Genomic DNA, 19,129 nt, shown 5'->3' with positions numbered 1-19,129 from the left:
AAGGGCGAATGGGCCTACGACGGGCTGATCATGTCCGACTGGTTCGCCACCAAGACGACCGCGGAGTCGGCGAACGGCGGGCTCGACCTGGTGATGCCCGGCCCCGGCGGCCCCTGGGGCGACCAGCTGGTCGCCGCCGTGCGGGACGGCCGCGTCCCCGAGGCGGCGGTCGACGGCAAGGTGCTGCGGCTGCTGCGGCTGGCCGCCCGGGTCGGGGCCCTGGAGGGGATCGACCCGGCGGTAGCGCCGGAGGATCCGTGGCCCGAGGCCGCGGTCGCGGCCGAGCTGCGCGAGGGGGCGGCCGCCGGGTTCGTGCTGCTCCGCAACGCCGGCATCGACGCCGCGCCGACCCTGCCGCTCCACCGGTCGGGGCTGCGCCGGGTGGCCGTGCTGGGCCCCAACGCCGAGGTCGCCCGCACCCTCGGCGGCGGCAGCGCCACCGTGTTCCCGTCCTACACCGTCTCCCCGCTCCAGGGCCTGCGGGCCGCGCTCGGCCCGGACGTGCAGGTCGACCATTGCGGCGGCGTGCGCAGCAGCGACCGCCTCCCGGTGGCCCCGCTGGCCCTGCTCCGCCGTCCCGACGGCGGCGGAGCAGGGGTGGAGGTGCGGTTCCTGGCCGCCGACGGCGGCGTCCGTGGCCGCGAGGACCGCACCACCGGCGCCTTCACCTGGATGAGCAGCTTCGGCCCGGAGCTGCCCATGGCCGCGGTCGCCGCGGTCGAGGTCCATACCCACCTGCGCGCCCCCGAGACCGGGACCTGGCTGCTGGGCGCCTCCGGGCTCGGACGCCTCCGGCTGACCGTCGCCGACCGGGTCGCCTTCGACACCGTCACCGAGCTCCCCACCGGCGCCGACCCGGTAGAAGGCCTGATGCGCCCGCCGCAGCTGTGGGCGCCTGTCGAGCTCCAGGCCGGCGAGGAGGTCCCGGTCACCCTCCGCTACCAGCCCAAGGACACCGGCGGGTTCGGCGACGCCGAGGTCGCCGTCGTGACCTTCCAGCTCAACCTGGCCAAGCAGGCCTCGGATGAGGAGGAGCTGGAGCAGGCGGTCTCCCTGGCCGCCAAGGCCGACGTGGCGGTGGTCGTGGTCGGCACCACCGAGGAGGTGGAGAGCGAGGGCTTCGACCGCGACACCCTGGCCCTGCCCGGCCGCCAGGACGAGCTGGTCCGGCGCGTCGCCGCCGTCAACCCGCGCACCGTCGTGGTCGTCAATGCCGGCGCCCCGGTGCTGCTGCCCTGGGCCGACCAGGTCCCGGCGGTGCTGGTGGCCTGGTTCCCGGGCCAGGAGTTCGGCAACGCCCTGGCCGACGTGCTCCTCGGCGACCGCGAACCCGGTGGGCGGCTGCCGACAGTGTGGCCGGCGGCCGAACACGGGCACCTCCCCTCGACCCGCCCGGTCGACGGCCGCCTCGTCTACGCAGAGTCCATCCACGTGGGCAACTGCGCCTACGACCGCGCCCAGGCCCAGCCGGCATTCCCCTTCGGCCACGGCCTGGGCTACACCACCTGGGAGTACCTGGACGTCACGGCGCCACCTCATATCGATCCCGGCGGCGCCGTGGTGCTGACCGTCCGGGTCCGCAACACCGGGACCCGGCCGGGCCGCGAGGTCGTCCAGGTCTACGCCTCCCGATCCGGCGGCACGGTCGAGCGCCCGACCCGCTGGCTGGCCGGGTTCGCCGCCGCCACCGCCGACCCCGGCCAGGAGGCCACCGTCGAGGTGACCATCCCGCCACGCTGCCTCGCCCGCTGGGACGTCCGGTCCCATGCCTGGGCCGTCGAGGAGGGGGTCTTCCACCTCGCCGCCGGCCGGTCCTGGGGCGACCAACGCCTGTTCGTCGAGATCGCGGCGGCAGCGACCCGCAGAACCGCAGATGAGGGGCGGGCCGGCTAGGGCGCGATGCCGAGCAGGCGGGTGCAGAGCGGCCAGGCGGCGTCGAGGAAGGCGCGGCGGCCGCGGTTGGCGTGCAGGGAGCGCAGCAGGAGGCCGTGGAAGCCGTCGAGCAGGAACGACGCGGTCGCCTCGGGGTCGTCGACGGCGAACTCGCCGGCCTCGGCGCCGCCGGTGACGAACTGGACCAGGTCGGCGCGGGCCCGCTCCAGCGGCTCGTCCTCGGAGACCTCGGCGGCGTGGAAGAGCAGGTGGTGGAGCCGCTGGTTGCCGGCGCAGAAGTCGTACATCTCGCCAAGGAACGCTCGCAGCCGCTGCCGGTACCCGTCGCGGCCGGGGGATGCGTCGAGGCGGCCGGACCGGGCCAGCAACTGGCTGGTGTAGTGGGCCCGCAGGGCCGTCAGCAGCGCCGACTTGGAGTCGAAGTAGAGGTAGACGGTGCCCTTGGCCAGGCCGGCGGCCTCGGCCACGTCGGCGATGGTGGCCTGGGCCAGGCCGCGGTCCAGGAACACCTGGGCGGCCGCGTCCAGGAGCTGCTCGCGGCGCACCTCCGGCGGTTCCCGCCGCCTCGTCCTCCCCCCCTCGGCCACGGCACCTCCCTAGCCTACTGACTGACCGTCATTCTATGGTCACTTCCAGCGGCGGCGCAGGCCGAGGAGGTTGAAGACCCGGCGACGCTTCACCGAGACGTAGAGGCGCCTCCGCGCCGGCAGACCGGCGACCGGTACGGCGGTTCCTGAAGCCGTACCCGTCCCGGTTGCTATGCTCCTAGCGCATGAGCAAGCCGACGATCCTGACGGTCGAGGACGACCCCCAGGTGTCCGCGGCGATCACCCGCGACCTGGCCGGGTACTACGGCGCCGACTACCGCGTCGTGGGCGCGACCTCGGGGCCGGAGGCGCTGTCCGTGCTGACCCGGCTCGCCCTCCGCGACGAGCCGGTGGCGCTGATCGCCGCCGACCAGCGGATGCCCCACATGACCGGGATCGAGCTGCTCCAGCAGGCGCGGGTCCACGCCCCGGGCTCGAAGTTCCTGCTGCTCACGGCGTACGCCGACACCGACGTGGCCATCAAGGCGATCAACGACATCGGCCTCGACTACTACCTGCTCAAGCCGTGGGATCCTCCCCAGGACCGGCTCTACCCGGTCGTCGACGACCTGCTGGACGACTGGCGGCAGGCTCACCCCGACCACACCTCCGAGGTGCGGGTGGTGGGGCACCGCTGGTCGGAGCGGGGCCACGAGGTCAAGCTGTTCCTGGCCCGCAACCACGTGCCCTACCGCTGGTACGACGTCGAGCGCGACCCGGAGGCGCAGCGGCTGTTCGACCTCGCCCGGGCGGCGCCGGCCGACCTCCCGCTGGTGCTCGTCCCCGAGGGCGACACGCTGCGCTCGCCGTCGGCCCTCGAGCTGGCCGGCGCGCTCGGCCTGCGCACCTCCGCCCAGCAGCGCCTCTACGACGTCTGCATCGTCGGCGGCGGGCCGGCCGGCCTGGGCGCCGCCGTGTACGCGGCGTCGGAGGGCCTGAGCACCGTGGTCGTGGAGCGCGAGGCCCCCGGAGGGCAGGCGGGACAGAGCGCGGCCATCGAGAACTACCTGGGGTTCCCCAAGGGACTGAGCGGCGCCGACCTCACCCGGCGGGCCATCGCCCAGGCGGCCCGGTTCGGCGCCGAGATGGTCCTGGCCCGCGACGTCGTCGGCTTCGAGGCCCGTGGGCCGGTGCGGGCCGTGCGCCTCGACGGCTCGGGCGAGATCGAGGCGCGCGCGCTCGTCGTGGCCACCGGCGTCTCCTACCGGCGGCTGGAGGCGGAAGGGCTCGACCGGCTCACCGGCCGCGGCGTCTACTACGGCGTTAACGCCGGCGAGGCCAGCCAGACCCAGGGCGACGAGGTCTACGTCGTCGGGGCGGCCAACTCGGCCGGTCAGGCCGCGCTCCACCTGTCCCGCTTCGCCCGGCGGGTGGTGCTGGTCGTCCGGGCCGCGACCCTCGACGGCACGATGTCGAGGTACCTGGTGGAGCGGATCACCTCCACGCCCAACGTCGCCATCAGGTACCGCAGCCAGGTGGTGTCGGGCCGGGGCGACGGCCACCTGGAGGCGCTGACGCTCGCCGACCGGGACACCGGCGCCACCGAGGAGGTGCCGTCGAGCTGGCTGTTCGTCTTCATCGGCGCCTCGCCCCGCACCCGGTGGCTCGGCCCCGACGTCGTCCGCGACGACAAGGGGTTCGTCGTCACCGGCCACGACCTGCTGGCTCCCGAATGGGCGCGGCGGTGGCCGCTCCCGCGGGCGCCGTTCGTGCTGGAGACGAGCGTGCCCGGCGTGTTCGCGGCCGGCGACGTCCGGCTCGACTCGATGAAGCGGGTGGCGTCGGCCGTTGGCGAGGGCGCCATGTCCGTCTACCTCGTGCACCGCTACCTGGCCACCGTCTGATGCGCGCCGACGAGCTCCGCCCGCTGCCCATCTTCGACGGCCTGGCCGACGAGCAGCTCGCCGAGCTGGTCGCGGGCGGCACCGAGGTCCGCGTCGAGCCCGGGGTCGAGCTGTTCCGCGAGGGCGAGCACGCCGACTTCTGGTGGCTGCTGGTCGACGGGGCCATCGACCTCGTCCGCCATGTCGGCCGCGAGGACACGGTGGTGGCCAGGATGGACGTGCCCGGCCGCTGGGCCGGTGGGTTCCGGGCCTGGGACGAGCACGGCGTGTACCTCGCCACCGGCCGGGGCGCGACCGCCGGCCGGGTGCTGCGGGTGCCGGCCGAGGTCCTGCGCGAGCGCTCCGACGCCTGGTTCCCCTTCGGTGGGCACCTCATCCAGGGCCTCTACCGCACGGCGCGCTCGATCGAGTCGACGGCCCGCCAGCGCGAGTCCCTGGTGACCCTGGGGACGCTGGCCGCCGGCCTGGCCCACGAGCTCAACAACCCGGCGTCGGCCGCCACCCGGGCGGTGGACGCCCTCCAGACGGCGTCTGAGGCGCTGGTGGCGGCCATGGGCCGGCTCGCCGGCGAGGAGCTCCCGTCCGGGCGGCTGGCCGCGCTCGACGCCCTGCGCCACGAACTCGCCCCCCGGCCGCCGGATCCGGACCCGCTCGCCCGCGCCGACCGCGAGCAGGCGCTGGCGTCGTGGCTCACCCGCCACGGCGTCGAGCGCGCCTGGACGATCGCCCCGCCGCTTGCCGCCGCCGGAGCCGACCCGGCCTGGTGCGAGCGGGCCGCGGCCGTCCTCGAGGGGCCGGCCCTGCAGCCGGGTCTGGAGTGGGTGGCGAGCACGTTCTCGGTCGCCACCCTGCTGGACGAGGTGAAGGAGTCGACCCGGCGCATCTCCGAGCTGGTCGCCGCCGTCCGCTCCTACTCACAGCTGGACCGCGCCTCGCTGCAGCGGGTCGACGTGACCGAGGGCCTCGACAGCACCCTGGTGATGCTGGGGCACAAGCTCGGCGACGGCGTGACGGTGGTCCGCGAGTACGACGCCGGCGTCCCCCCGATCGAGGCCTACGCCGGCGAGCTCAACCGGGTGTGGACCAACCTGATCGACAACGCGGTCGACGCCATGGAGGGCATGGGCACGCTGCGGGTGGCCACCCGCGCCGACGGCGACGGGGTGGTCGTCGAGATCGCCGACACCGGCCCGGGAATGCCGCCGGAAGTGGCGGCCCGCGCCTTCGAGGCCTTCTACACCACCAAGGACGTCGGCAAGGGCACCGGCCTCGGCCTCGACATCGCCCGCCGCATCGTCGAGGACCGCCACGGCGGCACCATCACCATCGACTCCCACCCCGGCGCCACCGTCCTGCGGGTCCGCCTCCCCGTCCGCCCGTAGTGGCCCCGGCCGACGCTCCCGCCACTGATGGGGAACAATCCCGGGCGGGAGAAGGGAGGCCGGGATGTCGTACCGCGTCAGGGAGGTCGCCGAGCGGGCCGGCGTCCCGGAGGCCTTCGTCCGGCGGCTGATCGCGGCCGGCGCCCTCCCCGGAGAGGAGCAGGGCCTGGGCCCCCGGGAGGTCCGCCGGGCCCGGCTGCTGCACTCGTGGGAGGCGGCGGGGATGTCGATCGAGACGATCGTCGCCCTGGTCGAGCGGGGCGCCCTGTCGCTCGCGTTCCTTGACGCGCCCGTGATGGAGACGCCGGAGCGGCTGGACCGGTCGTATGCGCAGCTGGCCGCCGACCGCCAGGTGCCCCTGGCCCTCGTGCAGGGGATCCACCAGGCGACCGGCTTCGCGCCCCCGGAGGCCGGCGACCGGGCCGGCGAGGACGACGTGACCATGCTGGAGCTGGCCGAGCTGTTCCGGGGCGCCGGGGTCGACGACGACGCCACCCTCCGGCTGCTGGCCGTCTACGCCGACAGTGTCCGCCGGATGGCCAAGGCCGAGGCCGACTACTACGAGGCCAACGTCGAGCGGCGGCTCCGGGCCACCGGCCTGGACGAACGGCAGCTGATCGAGTTCGGCACGCGGCTCGGCGGCCGCGTCGTCGGGTCGCTGGAGCGGGCCATCTTCCAGCTCTACCGGCGCCACCGCGAGCATGTCTGGACCGAGCACGCCATCAACCATGTCGAGGAGGCCCTCGAGGGATCGGGGCTGCGCGAACGGGTCCCGCGGCCACCCGCGATCTGCTTCGTCGACCTGACCGGGTTCATGCGGCTGACCGAGCAGCGCGGCGACGAGGTGGCCGCCCGGGTCGCCGGGGCCCTGGCCGCGCTGGTCAACGACATCTCGCGCGGCCGGGGAGGCCGGCCCGTGCGCTGGCTTGGGGACGGCGGGATGTTCCACTTCCGGGAGCCCGGGGCGGCCGTCACCGCCGGGCTGGACATGGTGGAGCGGGCCCCGGCGGCCGGGCTGCCGCCGGCCCACGTCGGCATCCACACCGGCGCGGTGGTCGCCCAGGACGGCGACGTGTACGGGATGACGGTCAACCTGGCCGCCAGGATCTCCTCGTACGCCGAGGCCGGCCAGGTCGTGGTCAGCGAGGAGACCGCGGCCCGCGCCGGCGCCGGCCTGCGGTTCGAGCCCCTGGGGCCGGTCGAGCTGAAGAACGTCGCCAGGCCCCTGCCGCTCTACCGGGCGCTCCGCGGGCCCTGAGCTCAGCCGTTGCCGAGCAGGGCGGTCAGGTCGCCGACCGGGCCGAGATGGCGCAGCTTGTCGGGGTTGACGATCGAGTAGACGGTCCGGACCCGGCCGCCGGAGATGTCGACGGCGAGGACGCCCAGCAGGCGACCGTCGGGCCCGGACGTGAGCACACCTGGGTGGCCGTTGATCTCGGCCGGCCGCATGCCGACGCCGACGGCGGCGCCCCGGCGGGCCAGGCCGAGGAGGATGCGCGCGACCCGCTCGGCGCCCAGGAGGGGTGCGGTCAGGGCGGGGGCCTTGCCGCCGCCGTCGCCGTAGAGGACGGCGTCGCCGGCCAGCAGGCCGACCAGGCCCTCGGTGTCGCCCTGCTCGACGGCGGCGAAGAAGCGGCGGGCCAACTCGTCGCGCTGGCGCCGGGAGGCCTCGAACCGGGGACGGCCGGCGTCGACGTGGCGGCGGGCCCGGGCGGCGATCTGGCGGCAGTTCTCCTCGGACCGGCCGACCAGCCCGGCGACCTCGGCGTAACCGTAGCCGAGCACGTCGTGGAGCACGAACACGGCCCGCTGGACCGGTGACAGGCGCTCCAGCAGGTGGAGGAAGGCCAGCGACACGCTCTCGGCGGTCTCGGCGTGGCCGGCCGGGTCGGCCGCGCCCGGGTCCGCCCAGGCCCCTGGGCCGGTCACCAGCGGTTCCGGCAGCCAGGCGCCGACGTAGCGCTCGCGCCGGACCCGGGCCGAGCGCAGGTGGTCGATGGCCAGGCGGGTCGTGACCTTCGTCAGGTACGCCTTGGGCGACTCCACCTCGGCGCCGCCGGCCACGGCCCGGCGCAGCCGCAGGAACGCCTCCTGCACCAGGTCCTCGGCCTCGCTGACGCTGCCCACCATCCGGTAGGCGATCGAGAACAGCAGCGGCCGCAGCTCCTGGAAGGCGTCACCCTCGTCCATCGCCCTCCAGTCAACCAGAGGTGTCACGGCCGGGCCGGCCACCTCGTCTACGAGGGGGAAACGACGACACAACCAAGGAGCTGACCATGAGGATCTTCGTCGCCGGGGCGACCGGGGCGCTGGGCCGCCGGCTGGTGCCGCTGCTGGTCACCGACGGCCACCAGGTGACCGCCATGACCCGCACCGCCGGGAAGGCCGCCGGCCTGCGCGCGGCCGGGGCCGAGCCGGTGGTCGCCGACGCCCTCGACCGGGAGGCGGTGACCCTGGCCGTCGCCGCCGCCCGGCCCGAGGTGGTCGTGCACCAGCTCACCGACCTGGCCGGCACGACCAGCTTCCGCAAGTTCGACCGGGAGTTCGCCGCCACCAACCGGCTGCGCACCGAGGGCACCGACCACCTGGTGGCCGCGGCCCGGGCCGCCGGGGCCAGGCGGCTGGTCGCCCAGAGCTTCGCCGGCTGGCCGTTCGCCCGGGTCGGCGGGCCGGTCAAGACCGAGGACGACCCGCTCGACCCCGACCCGCCGGCCGAGCTGCGGCGCACCCTGGACGCCATCCGCCACCTCGAGTCGGCCGTGCTCGGAGCCGAGGGCCTGGAGGGGGTCGTGCTGCGCTACGGCGGCTTCTACGGCCCCGGGACCTCGGCCGGGGACGGCGGGTTCATGGCCGACGACCTGCGCCGGGGCCGCTTCCCCCTGGTCGGCGCCGGCACCGGCGTGTGGTCGTTCATCCACATCGACGACGCCGCCACGGCCACCCTGGCCGCGGTCGAGCGGGGCGCCCCCGGCATCTACCAGATCGTCGACGACGACCCGGCCCCGGTGGCGGACTGGCTGCCGGCCCTGGCCGCCGCCGTCGGCGCCCGCCCCCCACGGCGGGTCCCGGCCTGGCTGGCCCGCCTCCTGGCCGGCGACCACGCCGTGGTCCTGATGACCGAGGTCCGCGGGGCCAGCAACGCCAAGGCCAAGCGCGACCTCGCCTGGCATCCCGCCCACCCCAGCTGGCGCGACGGCTTCCGCACCGCCCTGGGCGTGGCCGCGCCCTAGGCGTCGCCGCGGACCCGGCCGTGCAGGTGCATGTCGTGCCAGCCGTCCGGGTGGAGCATGGCGCCGCGCAAGGTGCCTTCGAGGGCGAACCCGGCCTTGGCCGCGACCCGGCAGGAGGCCGGGTTGGCCGTCGAGTGCATCAGGAACAGGCGGTGCAGGCCCAGTTCGTCCAGGGCCCAGCGGGCCACCTCGGCGGTGGCGGCGGTGGCCACACCCCGGTTCCGGGTCGCCGGCAGGACCCAGTAGGTGCACTCGCCGACGCCGTCCGGCAGCCGGACCTCCCGCAGCGCGACCCGGCCCAGCACCGTCCCGGCGCCGTCGGCGACCGCCCAGCAGCCATCGCGCTCGGCCCGCCAGCGCCCGGCCCACTGGGCGATCCAGGCGCCGGCCTCCTCCAGCGAGCCGAAGGCGCGCAGGTTCCACCGCTGGATCTCGGGGTCGCGGTAGGCCTCCAGGACCACCTCCGCGTCCCCGGCCTCCCAGGGCCGCAGGACCAGCCCGCCCGCGGCCTTCAGGACCGGCTGGCCCCGGCCCCCCATCCGGCCGGCCGGCACGACGGGCGCCACCAGGTACGGCATGCGGCCATTCTGCCCGACCCGCGGGCGGGCGGCGCCGCGGGGCTACCTGACCTGGACCGGGTCGCGGGCGGGCTCGGCCGGCTCGGGGGCCGGGGCGGACGGGGCGACCCGGAGCGGGTAGGACGCCCAGGGGGGCAGCCACCAGTTCCAGCGGCCGAGGAGGGCGACCAGGGCCGGGACCAGGAGGGCGCGGAGGATGGTGGCGTCGATCAGGATGCCGGCCCCGAGGGCGGTGGCCATGATCTTGACGTCCAGCTCGGGGATGGCGGCCATGGAGGCGAACGACAGGAACAGGATCAGGGCGGCGCAGGTGACCAGGCGGCCGACCCGGCCGAGGCCGCGGACGATGGCCGTCTCGGTCGAGCCGGTGGTGTCGTACTCCTCGCGCATGCGGGCCAGCAGGAAGACCTCGTAGTCCATGGACAGGCCGTAGAGGAAGGCGAAGGCCATCAGCGGCACCCACATGGCGATCGCCCCGGTGGCCGGGATGCCCCAGATGGCCTCGGAGCCGTGGCCCTCCTGCCAGACCAGCACCAGCACCCCGTAGGCGGCGCCGATCGACAGCAGGTTGAGCACGATCGCCTTGAGGGCCAGCAGCAGCGAGCGGAACGCCCGGGCCAGCAGCACGAAGGTGACCAGGGCGACGGCGGCCAGCATCAGCGGGAAGCTGCCGTAGAGGCTGGCCGTGGCGTCGATGGCCAGGGCGCCGGAGCCACCGACCCTGGCCCCGGACAGCTCGGCCGCGGCCAGGTCGCGGACCCGCCCGACGGTCGCCACGCCGGCGTCGCCGCTGGTCTCGGCGGCCGGCAGCACGCTGACGAGGCTCGAGCCGGGCCGCTGCCAGGCCGGCCCGGCGGGGGCGACGGCCAGCTGCACGCCCGCGACCCCGCCCAGGCGGCCGGCGGCCGCCTCCGGGTCGGCGCCGGCCGGGACCAGCACCTCGATCGGGGTGAGGACGCCGCTGGAGACCCCGGCCCGCTCCAGGCGGTCGAGGGCCTCGCGGGCCGGTCCGGACTGGGCCAGGACGGCCGCCGGCGGCTCGCCCAGGCGCAGGCCGAGGGCGGCCACGCCGAGGGGGAGGAGCACGGCCAGCGCGGCCAGGGTGGCCAGCCACCGGTGGCGGGTCACCCCGGTCGCCCAGCGGGTCCAGAGGGGGCCGGCCGCGATCCCCCGCCCCGGGTCGCGGCGGGCCCGGCGCCCGGCCGGCCAGTCGAGCCGGGGCCCGACGGTGGCCAGCAGCACCGGCAGCAGGGTGAGGGTGGCCAGGGTCGCGGCCAGCGGGATGAGCAGGCCGGCGTAGCCGATGCTGCGCAGGAACGGCACCGGCAGCAGGACCAGGGCCAGCAGGCCCACGGCGACGGTGCCGCCGCTGGTCACGACCGCCCGCCCGGCGGTGGCCATGGCCCGCTGGACGGCCTCCTCTCGGTCCAGGCCCCGGCCCAGCTCCTCGCGCCAGCGGGTCACGACCAGCAGCGAGTAGTCGACGGCCACCCCGAGCCCGATCAGCGCGACCAGGAACTGGACGATGAAGCTGACCTCGACCAGCCCGGTGAGGCCGAGCACGGCCAGGAAGGTGGTGAGGATGGCCACGGCCGCGATCAGCAGCGGCACCAGGGCCAGGAACGAGCCGAACACGAAGGCCAGCACGACCAGGGCGCCGAGGGCCCCGGCGAGCGTCTCGATCAGCACGCCGGTGCCGGCCGGCTCCTCGGCCGCGGCCGTGCGCAGCGCGTCCAGGCCGGTCACCTGCACGGTCGTGCCGGCCGGGAGGGCCTGGCGCAGCCCGTCGGCCAGCGTCCCGGCCAGGGCCGGGTCGGCGCCCTCGGGGCCCTGGAACGGGCCCCAGACGAGCCCGTAGACGGTGCGGCCGTCCTCGACCACCAGGCGGCGGTCGCCGCTGGTGGCCGGCCAGGCCAGCACCCGCAGCCGCGGGTCGGCGGCGACCCCGCCGAAGGCCCGGTCGAGGGCGTCCCGGGCCCCGGGGCTGTCGACGGTGGTCCCCGCGGGGAGCGTGACCACCGGGACCAGCGGGTTACCGGGGCCGCCGTTGCCGTAGCCCTCCAGGATGGCCACGTTGGCCTCGTAGCCCTCCTCGCCGGGGAAGGAGAACTCCTGGGACAGCCGGCCCGGGACCACTCCGGCCGCGGCCACCCCGGCGACCAGGACGACCAGCCAGGCCGCGACCACGGCCAGCTTGTGGCGGAGCAGGAATCGGGTCAGTCGCGGCATGGTCGCCTCCGGGTTCGGGTGAGACTGGGCCGCCCGATCGTGCCGCCCGGAGGCCGGGCCGGGCGTCGGCCACGGAGCGGCTCCGCGCCTGCGCAGCCCGCGCAGGCGGGGCCACCCGGCTACGGCGGCGGGCGTAGGTCAGCGGAGGTGGCCGGGGCTGACCAGGCCGGACTCGTAGGCGAAGACGACCAGCTGGGCGCGGTCGCGGGCGCCCAGCTTGACCATGGCCCGGCTCACGTGCGTGCGGGCCGTGGCCGGGCTCACCACCAGCCGCTCGGCGATCTCCTCGTTCGACAGCCCGGCCCCGGCCAGGGCCATGACCTCCCGCTCGCGGTCGGTCAGGGCGGACAGGTCCGGGAACGGCTTGGAGTCGGCCTCCGGCCGACGGCCGAGAGACTCCGACCGGCTCCGCCGGTCGGTGAACTCGGCGATCAGCCGGCGGGTCACGCTCGGGGCCAGCAGGGCCTCGCCCTCGGCCACGACCCGGATCGCCCGCAGCAGCTCCACCGGGTCGGTGTTCTTGAGCAGGAACCCGCTGGCCCCGGCGGCCAGGGCCTCGAACACGTACTCGTCCAGCTCGAAGGTGGTCAGGACCAGCACCCGGACCCCGGCCAGCAGCTCGTCGGCGACGATGCGGCGGGTGGCCTCCAGGCCGTCGAGCACGGGCATGCGGATGTCCATCAGCACGACGTCGGGCCGGGTCGAACGGGCCAGGTCGACCGCGGCCGCCCCGTCCCCGGCCTCGCCGACGACCTCGACGTCACCGGCGTCCTCCAGCAGCGCCCGGAACCCGGCCCGGACCAGCCCCTGGTCGTCGGCCAGCAGGACCCGGATCACCTCCCGATCACCGCCCCTGCCCGCCGACCGGGAGGACGGCCTGGACGCGGAAGCCGCCGCCGGGGCGGGGACCGGCCTCCAGGGTGCCCCCGAGCGACCGGGCCCGCTCCCGCATGCCGACCAGGCCCTGACCCGACCGGCGATCTCGCCGGTCGGGGTCTGTCGGTCGTCGGCCTCCGGCCGACTCCACGCCGTTGTCCGCCGACTCCGAGCCGTTCCCAACGGCCGCCCCGCGGCCGTTGTCCGTGACCTCGACCACCACCCGGCCGTCGTCGTGGCGGACGGTGATCTCGGCCCGGCTGGCCCCGGCGTGGCGGACCACGTTGGTGAGCGACTCCTGGACCACCCGGTAGCAGGCCAGGTCGACGGCGGCCGGCAGCGGCCGGGGCGCCCCCTCCAGCGACACCTGGACCTCCACCCCGGCCCCGGCCGCCTGGGCGACCAGGGCGTCCAGCTCGGCCAGGCCGGGCGCCGGGGCCAGCGGGTTCCCGCCGCCGTCGCCGTCGCGCTCGCGGAGCACGCCGAGCATGGCGTGCAGCTCGCCGAGGGCCTCGTCGCTCGCCTGGCGGATCGCGGCCAGGGAGTCGGCTGCCTTGTCGGGCCGGCGCTCCAGCAGGTGGGCCGCGACCCCGGCCTGGACGCTGATCACCCCGATGGTGTGGGAGACCACGTCGTGCAGCTCCCTGGCGATCCGCAGCCGCTCCTCGTCGACCCGGCGGCGGGCCTCCTCCTCCCGGGTCCGCTCGGCCCGCTCGGCCCGGTCCCGCAGCTCGGCCACGTACGCCCGCCGGGCCCGCACCGCCTCACCCCACCACATGGCCGCGAACACCGTCACGGCCGCGTACAGCGGCTCGCCGTCGAACATCGTCTCGCCGTAGAGGAACAGCTCGGCCCCGGCGACGGCCACGGCGGTCAGGGTCGCGGCCAGCCACGCCCGGGGCCGCGGGACGGTCAGGGCGACGGTCCACAGGGCCGGGAACACGGCGAGGTGGGACGGCCCCTCGGGATAGGTGCGGGCGGCGTAGGCGAGGCCGCAGGCCAAGGTGACGGCCAGCACCCCGAGGGGCCATCGCCGCCGCAGCAGCAGGGCCGCCGGCCCGGCGGCCAGCAGCAGGTAGGCCAGGGCGTCCGGGGCCCGCCAGTCCGCCGAGCGGCCGACCCGCTCCGAGAGCAGCACGCCGAGCACCTGGACGAGGAGGACCCCGAGAGCGAGCAGGACGTCGACGGTCAGGGCCCGGTGACGGGCCAGCGGTGTCGGCCTGCTCGGCTCCATACGGCCACGATAGGCGCGCCCGGCGACCTGGTCATCCGCCCGCGGGCGTAGCCGCCGCCTCCCCGCTACGCAGTCGCGCGTACCCGGCGGGCGGGCCCGGCGGCCTCAGCCGTCGCTGGTGCGCAGGGGAAGCCAGCTCGTGGCCACGGCGGGCGAGGCGAGCGACAGCAGGACGGCGCCGGACAGGACCGACCATCGGTCAAGATCCCCTTGTCTTAGAATTGCCGCATGGCTCAGCCCGACCTCGACCAGCGGCTGGCCGCCCTGGCCAGCCTCGGCGACCCGCTGCGGCGGGAGCTGTACTCCTGCGTCACCGGCCGCGACGGCGGCGTTGGGCGGGACGAGGCGGCGGCCGCGGTCGGGGTCTCCCGGGCCCTGGCCGCCTACCACCTGGACAAGCTGGTCGACGCCGGGCTCCTGGACACCCGCTTCGAGCGGCGCACCGGGCGGCGCGGGCCCCGGGGCGGGCCGGACGGCCAAGCTGTACCTCCGGTCCGCCACCCCGGTCGAGGTCGCCCTGCCCGCCCGGGACTTCGAGCTGATCGCCGGCCTGCTCGCCTACGCCGTCGAGGCGGACCCGTCGGGCGGGTCCCGGGCCGCGCTGCAGCGGGCGGCCCGCGCCCTCGGCGCCCAGGTCGGCGCCGGAGGGCGCGACCACGCCACCGTCCGCTCGCTGCTGGCCGAGCGCGGCTACGAGCCCTACGAGGACTCCGGCGTGCTCCGGCTGCGCAACTGCCCGTTCGGGCGGCTGGCCGAGACCCACCGGGAGCTGGTCTGCCACGCCAACCTGGCCTTCATGGAGGGGCTCCTCCAGGGCCACCGGCGCGGCGGCCCGCGGGCGGTGCTGGCGCCCCGGCCGGGGCGCTGCTGCGTCGCCTTCGTCTGACCGGCGGCGGGGCGGTCAGGGTGCGGTGAGCCAGACGGCCTGGTAGGGGTCGAGCACGACCTGTCCGTGGCCGACCCGGGCCGGCTGGCCGGTGAGGCGGTCCACCGGCTGGTCGTGGCCGACCAGGTACAGGGCCATGGGGCTGACGTGCTGGGGCTGCTCGGTGACGTTGTGGACCGCCAGCAGCGTGCCCAGCGGGTGGCGGCGCATGAACGCGAACAGCTGCGGCTGCTGGAGGTCGACCACCTCCACCGGGGTGGCCGCGTGCAGCTGGGGGGTGCGGCGGCGGGCCTCGGCGAGCGCGGCCATGGCCGAGAACAGGCGGTGCTCGACCGTGCCCGGCTGGGTGCGGCGCCGGGCCAGGTCCCAGTCCATCGCGGGGCGGTGCAGCCAGCGGTTGTCGGCCGCCCGGGCCGGATCGTCGAGGTAGCCGTGGTCGTTCAGCAGGCCCAGCTCGTCGCCCATGTAGAGCAGCGGGATGCCGTCGTAGCCGAAGACCAGGGCGTGGCCGAGCAGGATGCGGCGGACGGCCAGCTCGACCAGGTCGGGGTCGCCGGCGGTCAGGGCGTCCTCGAGCCCGGCCAGGCTGGCCATGGTCCCGCTGGTGCGCCGGTCCCCGGTGACGGGGTTGTCCTGGAACACCTCGCCGCGGGCGAAGCTGCCGGGGAACTTGCCGGCGTAGAAGTCGGCCAGGAAGCGGCGGTGGGCGAAGCCGCTCCAGCCGAGCGCGGCCGCGTCCTCGTCCAGGACGGCCCAGCCGATGTCGTCGTGGCAGCGCAGGTAGGTGGCCCAGGCGGTGGAGGCCGGCTTGGCCGGGAGCCGGCCCAGGACCAGGGTGGCCAGCCGCGCGTCCCGGGTCGCCACCGCCGACCAGTACTGCACCATCAGGCTGTTGTGGTAGGCCAGGTCGGAGATGCGCCCGTGGTGGCGGCCGACGCCCAGGTAGGTGGCCAGGTCGATCGGGCTCACGATCGCCTCGGCCTTGAACACGACCGCCGGGGCGACGATCCGGGCGCAGGCCCGCAGCGCCTGGAGCAGGTCGTGGACCTCGGGCTGGTTCTGGCAGCTGGTGCCGAGCCGCTTCCAGATGAACCCGACCGCGTCCAGCCGCAGCACCTCGACCCCGCGGTTGGCCAGGTTGAGGAGCACGTCGGCCATCTCGACGAAGACCCGCGGGTTGGACCAGTTCAGGTCCCACTGGAAGGAGTTGAAGCTGGTCCAGACCCACCTGCCGGTCTGGGGGACGAAGCTGAAGTTGCCCGGCGCGAAGTCGGGGAAGACCTCGGGCAGGGTCCGCTCGTAGGCGTCGGGCAGCTCCCGGTCCGGGAAGACCCAGAACATCGCCTCGGCCTCGGGGTCGCCGCCGCGGGCCGCCACCGCCCATTCGTGCTCGGCTGCGCAGTGGTTGAGGACCAGGTCGACGCAGACGCTCATCCCCCGCCGCCTGGCCAGTCCGCACAGCCGCTCCAGGTCGTCCATGGTCCCCAGCCTGGGGTCGACGGCGCGGTAGTCGCGCACGGCGTAGCCGCCGTCGGAGTCGCCCTCCCGTGGGGCCAGCAGCGGCATCAGGTGCAGGTAGCGGACGCCGAGCTCACCGAGGTAGCCCAGGTGCTCGCCGACCCCCTCCAGGGTGCCGGCGAAGCGGTCCGCGTAGCAGACGTAGCCGACCATCGCCGGGTCCTGGAACCAGTCGGGACGGATGCCGCGCTCCAGGTCGAGCAGCTTCAGCTCCTCCGAGCGCTCCCGGTACCGCTCGGCCAGCAGCACCGCCACCCGCTCCAGCAGCTCCCCCAGGTCGCGCCCGCCGCCGTACGGCCCGGCCAGCCCCTCGGCCAGGTCGTCCCACCACCGCCGCAGCCGCACCACGAACAGGTCGACGTCGCGGCCGGCCAGCCCGTCCAGCACCCCCTGGACCCGTTCCTCGACCGGGTCCGGCACCCCGCCGCCCATCGCACCTCCTCCCCCGAAGGGGAGCGTAGCCGACGGTGAGGTTCGGTGCCGCCGGCTGTCCACAGCCCCGGTCGCCCACGGCCCCGGGTCTAGCATGAGGTTGTCGCCACACCGAGGAGGCGTATGGAGGAGCTCGACCGCCGGACCTTGCTGCGACGCGCCGGGCTCCTGGCCGGCACGGGTGTCCTGGCCGGGCTGGCCGGCTGCGAGCCGGACCGTCCCGGCCCCGCGCCGGCGGCGGCCGCGGCCACCGGCTGGGCCAGGGTCCGGGCCCAGTTCGAGCTCGACCCGGCCAGGCGCCACTTCGCCGCGTTCGTGCTCGCCTCCCATCCCCGCCCGGTGGCCGAGGCCATCGAGCGGCACCGCCGCGGCCTCCAGGCCGACGCCGACGGCTACCTGGAGGACCACGGCCAGCGCCTCGACCGCCAGGCCCGCTCGGCCGCGGCCGAGTACCTGGCCGGCGCCGGCCCTCCGGCCGAGGACCCCGGCCAGCTGGTGTTCACCCGCAGCACCACCGACGGCCTCGGCCTGCTCTACGGCGGCCTGCGGCTGCGGGCCGGCCAGGAGGTCGTGACCACCGCCCACGACTTCTACTCGACCCATGAGGCGCTGCGGCTGCGGGCCGAGCGCACCGGCGCCAGCGTCCGGCGGATCACCCTCTACCAGGACCCGGCGGCCGTGACCACCGACGGCCTGGTCGCCGCCGTCCGCCGGGGCCTCGGCCCCCGGACCCGCGTGCTCGCCCTCACCTGGGTCCACTCCGGCACGGGCGTGAAGCTGCCCCTGGCCGAGATCTGCGCGGCCGTGGCCGACCACAACCGCGACCGCGACCGGGGAGACCAGGTGCTGGTCTGCGTCGACGCCGTCCACGCCCTCGGGGTCGAGCCGGACGCCGTTCCCCGGCTGGGCTGCGACTTCCTCGTCGCCGGCTGCCACAAGTGGCTGTTCGGCCCCCGCGGCACCGGTCTAGTCTGGGGCCGGCGCGACGCCTGGGCCGAGGCCACCGGGACCATCCCGGCGTTCAACGGCGCCGCCATCGGCGCCTGGATCGAAGGACGCAGGCCCGCGGGGTCCCGCGCCGCCCTGTTCGAGCCGGGCGGCTTCCACGCCTACGAGCACCGCTGGGCCCTGGCCGAGGCGTTCCGGTTCCACCTGGACCTGGGCAGGCGCCAGGTCGCCGACCGCACCCACGCCCTGGCCACCCGGCTCAAGGACGGCCTGGCCGCGATCCCGGCCGTCCGGCTGGTCACCCCCCGCGACCCGGAGCTGTCGGCCGGGATCGTCTGCCTGGAGGCGGGCACCGGCAACCCCGGCGAGGTCGCGGCCGAGCTGCGCCGCCAGGGCATCCTGGCCAGCGTCACCCCCTACGCCGAGCCCTACCTGCGCCTCGGCCCCAGCGTCGTCACCTCCGAAGACGACGTCGACGCGGCCGTCGCCGCCGTTCGCGCCCTGGCCTGAGCGGCGGGCTGGCTAGGACGGCCCGGCCACCCTGGCCAGGCGCAGGGCCTCGGCCATCTCGCCGGCCCACGGCTCGCCGTGGCCGGGCAGCAGCAGACCGGCCCGGATCCCGTCGAGGGCCGCCAGCGACCGCAGCGCCTGCGGGGTGTCGCTGTTGAGGCCGGACGGCATGATCTGCGGGCCGTCCCGGCCGGTCAGCGGGTTCCGGGTCGCCAGCACGTCGCCGGTCAGGAGCACGCCGCGGCCCTCCAGCAGGAGCGCGGCGCTCCCCGGCGAATGCCCGGGGGCGTGCACGGCCCGGGGACGGCCCGGCAGCTCGAGCGTCTCGCCGTCGGCGAAGGTGCCGACCTCGCGGACGGGCACGATCCGGGTCGCGCCCCGGCGGGCGAGCGAGAACAGGGTCCGGTAGAACTCGGCCCGCAGCAGGTAGGAGCGGACCCTGCCGTCGGTCTTGGTCGGCCGCCCGGTCCTGGTCATCTCGGCGTCGGCGTGATGGACCCAGACCCGCGCGCCGGCCGTGGTCCGGGCGCGCTCGGCCGTGCCGATGTGGTCGGCGTGGGCGTGGGTGAGCAGCACCGCCTCCAGGTCGTCCAGCCTGCGTCCGAGGGCGGCCACGGCCCGGACGAGCAGGTCCCAGTCCCCGGGCGCGCCCGCGTCGACCAGCAGGAGCCTGCCGCCCTCCTCGACCAGATAGAAGTTCACCACCCCCTGCGTCAGCCGGTGCACGCCTTCTGTGACCTGGGTGGTGGGCATCCTTCCTCCTGTGGTGGTGTCGGCGGGCCCGCCGGCGCCGGTCAGCAGCCGCCCCAGCGGTCGACCCGCTTGAAGCGCTGCACCCGCAGGAAGGCCTCGCGGACCCGGGCCCGGGAGAGGCGGCCGTCGGCGACCGCCCGCCGCAGGTGGTCGAGGACGGCCGGGACCTCGGCGTGGCCGGAGAGGATGAGCTGGTCGACCCCGGCGGCCAGGGCGCGCTCGGCCGCCA

The 19,129-nt window shown here is 76.0% G+C and carries 16 protein-coding genes; 7 read left to right on the top strand and 9 right to left on the bottom strand.

The window, feature by feature from the left end; translation table 11 throughout:
* Positions 1 to 1,893 (top strand): glycoside hydrolase family 3 C-terminal domain-containing protein (locus tag VF468_23535; protein ID HEX5881262.1); only part of this gene is annotated, 1,893 nt, incomplete at its 5' end.
* Here the strand turns inward: VF468_23535 and VF468_23530 are convergent.
* The gene (locus VF468_23530; protein ID HEX5881261.1) at positions 1,890 to 2,480 is read right to left on the bottom strand and encodes a TetR/AcrR family transcriptional regulator; all 591 of its coding nucleotides are present in this window, start codon (positions 2,478 to 2,480) and stop codon (positions 1,890 to 1,892) included. The genes VF468_23535 and VF468_23530 overlap by 4 nt on opposite strands.
* A gap of 185 nt (positions 2,481 to 2,665) precedes the next feature.
* On the opposite strand from VF468_23530, the gene VF468_23525 reads away from it, so the two are divergent.
* The 3 genes from VF468_23525 to VF468_23515 all read left to right on the top strand — a co-directional run bounded on the left by VF468_23525 (position 2,666) and on the right by VF468_23515 (position 6,964).
* Entirely contained in the window at positions 2,666 to 4,324 is a 1,659-nt protein-coding gene (locus tag VF468_23525) for an FAD-dependent oxidoreductase (GenBank protein ID HEX5881260.1), read from the top strand.
* Complete coding sequence (locus tag VF468_23520) at positions 4,324 to 5,706, top strand: ATP-binding protein (GenBank protein ID HEX5881259.1); 1,383 nt, start codon at positions 4,324 to 4,326, stop codon at positions 5,704 to 5,706. The genes VF468_23525 and VF468_23520 overlap by 1 nt, the downstream gene beginning before the upstream one ends.
* A gap of 64 nt (positions 5,707 to 5,770) precedes the next feature.
* Entirely contained in the window at positions 5,771 to 6,964 is a 1,194-nt protein-coding gene (locus tag VF468_23515) for an adenylate/guanylate cyclase domain-containing protein (GenBank protein ID HEX5881258.1), read from the top strand.
* Positions 6,965 to 6,966: 2 nt separating this feature from the next.
* On the opposite strand, the gene VF468_23510 is transcribed toward VF468_23515, so the two are convergent.
* Positions 6,967 to 7,923 (bottom strand): RNA polymerase sigma-70 factor, encoded by a 957-nt coding sequence (locus VF468_23510; protein HEX5881257.1) that lies wholly within the window; start codon positions 7,921 to 7,923, stop codon positions 6,967 to 6,969.
* A gap of 59 nt (positions 7,924 to 7,982) precedes the next feature.
* On the opposite strand from VF468_23510, the gene VF468_23505 reads away from it, so the two are divergent.
* On the top strand, positions 7,983 to 8,936 hold the full coding sequence (locus tag VF468_23505; protein HEX5881256.1) for an NAD-dependent epimerase/dehydratase family protein: 954 nt from the start codon (positions 7,983 to 7,985) through the stop codon (positions 8,934 to 8,936).
* On the opposite strand, the gene VF468_23500 is transcribed toward VF468_23505, so the two are convergent.
* From VF468_23500 to VF468_23485, 4 genes are all read right to left on the bottom strand, one after another.
* Positions 8,933 to 9,514, bottom strand: coding sequence for a GNAT family protein (locus VF468_23500; protein ID HEX5881255.1), 582 nt, complete (start codon positions 9,512 to 9,514; stop codon positions 8,933 to 8,935). The two genes, VF468_23505 and VF468_23500, sit on opposite strands and share 4 nt — an antisense overlap.
* A gap of 42 nt (positions 9,515 to 9,556) precedes the next feature.
* Entirely contained in the window at positions 9,557 to 11,743 is a 2,187-nt protein-coding gene (locus VF468_23495; protein HEX5881254.1) for an MMPL family transporter, read from the bottom strand.
* A gap of 138 nt (positions 11,744 to 11,881) precedes the next feature.
* Entirely contained in the window at positions 11,882 to 12,580 is a 699-nt protein-coding gene (locus VF468_23490; GenBank protein HEX5881253.1) for a response regulator transcription factor, read from the bottom strand.
* A gap of 7 nt (positions 12,581 to 12,587) precedes the next feature.
* Positions 12,588 to 13,853 carry a sensor histidine kinase gene (locus VF468_23485; GenBank protein ID HEX5881252.1) on the bottom strand — a complete coding sequence of 422 codons (1,266 nt, stop codon included), beginning with the start codon at positions 13,851 to 13,853 and terminating at the stop codon, positions 12,588 to 12,590.
* 228 nt (positions 13,854 to 14,081) lie between these two features.
* On the opposite strand from VF468_23485, the gene VF468_23480 reads away from it, so the two are divergent.
* Entirely contained in the window at positions 14,082 to 14,768 is a 687-nt protein-coding gene (locus tag VF468_23480) for a winged helix-turn-helix domain-containing protein (GenBank protein ID HEX5881251.1), read from the top strand.
* On the opposite strand, the gene VF468_23475 is transcribed toward VF468_23480, so the two are convergent.
* Positions 14,755 to 16,689 carry an amylosucrase gene (locus VF468_23475; protein ID HEX5881250.1) on the bottom strand — a complete coding sequence of 645 codons (1,935 nt, stop codon included), beginning with the start codon at positions 16,687 to 16,689 and terminating at the stop codon, positions 14,755 to 14,757. The two genes, VF468_23480 and VF468_23475, sit on opposite strands and share 14 nt — an antisense overlap.
* 123 nt (positions 16,690 to 16,812) lie before the next feature.
* Between VF468_23475 and VF468_23470 the strand changes: the two genes are divergently transcribed.
* On the top strand, positions 16,813 to 18,147 hold the full coding sequence (locus tag VF468_23470) for an aminotransferase class V-fold PLP-dependent enzyme (protein ID HEX5881249.1): 1,335 nt from the start codon (positions 16,813 to 16,815) through the stop codon (positions 18,145 to 18,147).
* A gap of 12 nt (positions 18,148 to 18,159) precedes the next feature.
* On the opposite strand, the gene VF468_23465 is transcribed toward VF468_23470, so the two are convergent.
* Both VF468_23465 and VF468_23460 read right to left on the bottom strand, forming a co-directional pair.
* Positions 18,160 to 18,900, bottom strand: a complete 741-nt coding sequence (locus VF468_23465; GenBank protein HEX5881248.1) for an MBL fold metallo-hydrolase — start codon at positions 18,898 to 18,900, stop codon at positions 18,160 to 18,162.
* Positions 18,901 to 18,941: 41 nt separating this feature from the next.
* The coding region (locus tag VF468_23460; GenBank protein ID HEX5881247.1) for a glycoside hydrolase family 3 protein at positions 18,942 to 19,129 on the bottom strand (188 nt) is incomplete at its 5' end.

Source organism: Actinomycetota bacterium (assembly GCA_036280995.1).
GTDB lineage: Bacteria > Actinomycetota > CALGFH01 > CALGFH01 > CALGFH01 > CALGFH01.
The sequence above is the reverse complement of the archived record's forward strand: the minus strand, read 5'-3'. Positions and strand labels throughout refer to the sequence as shown.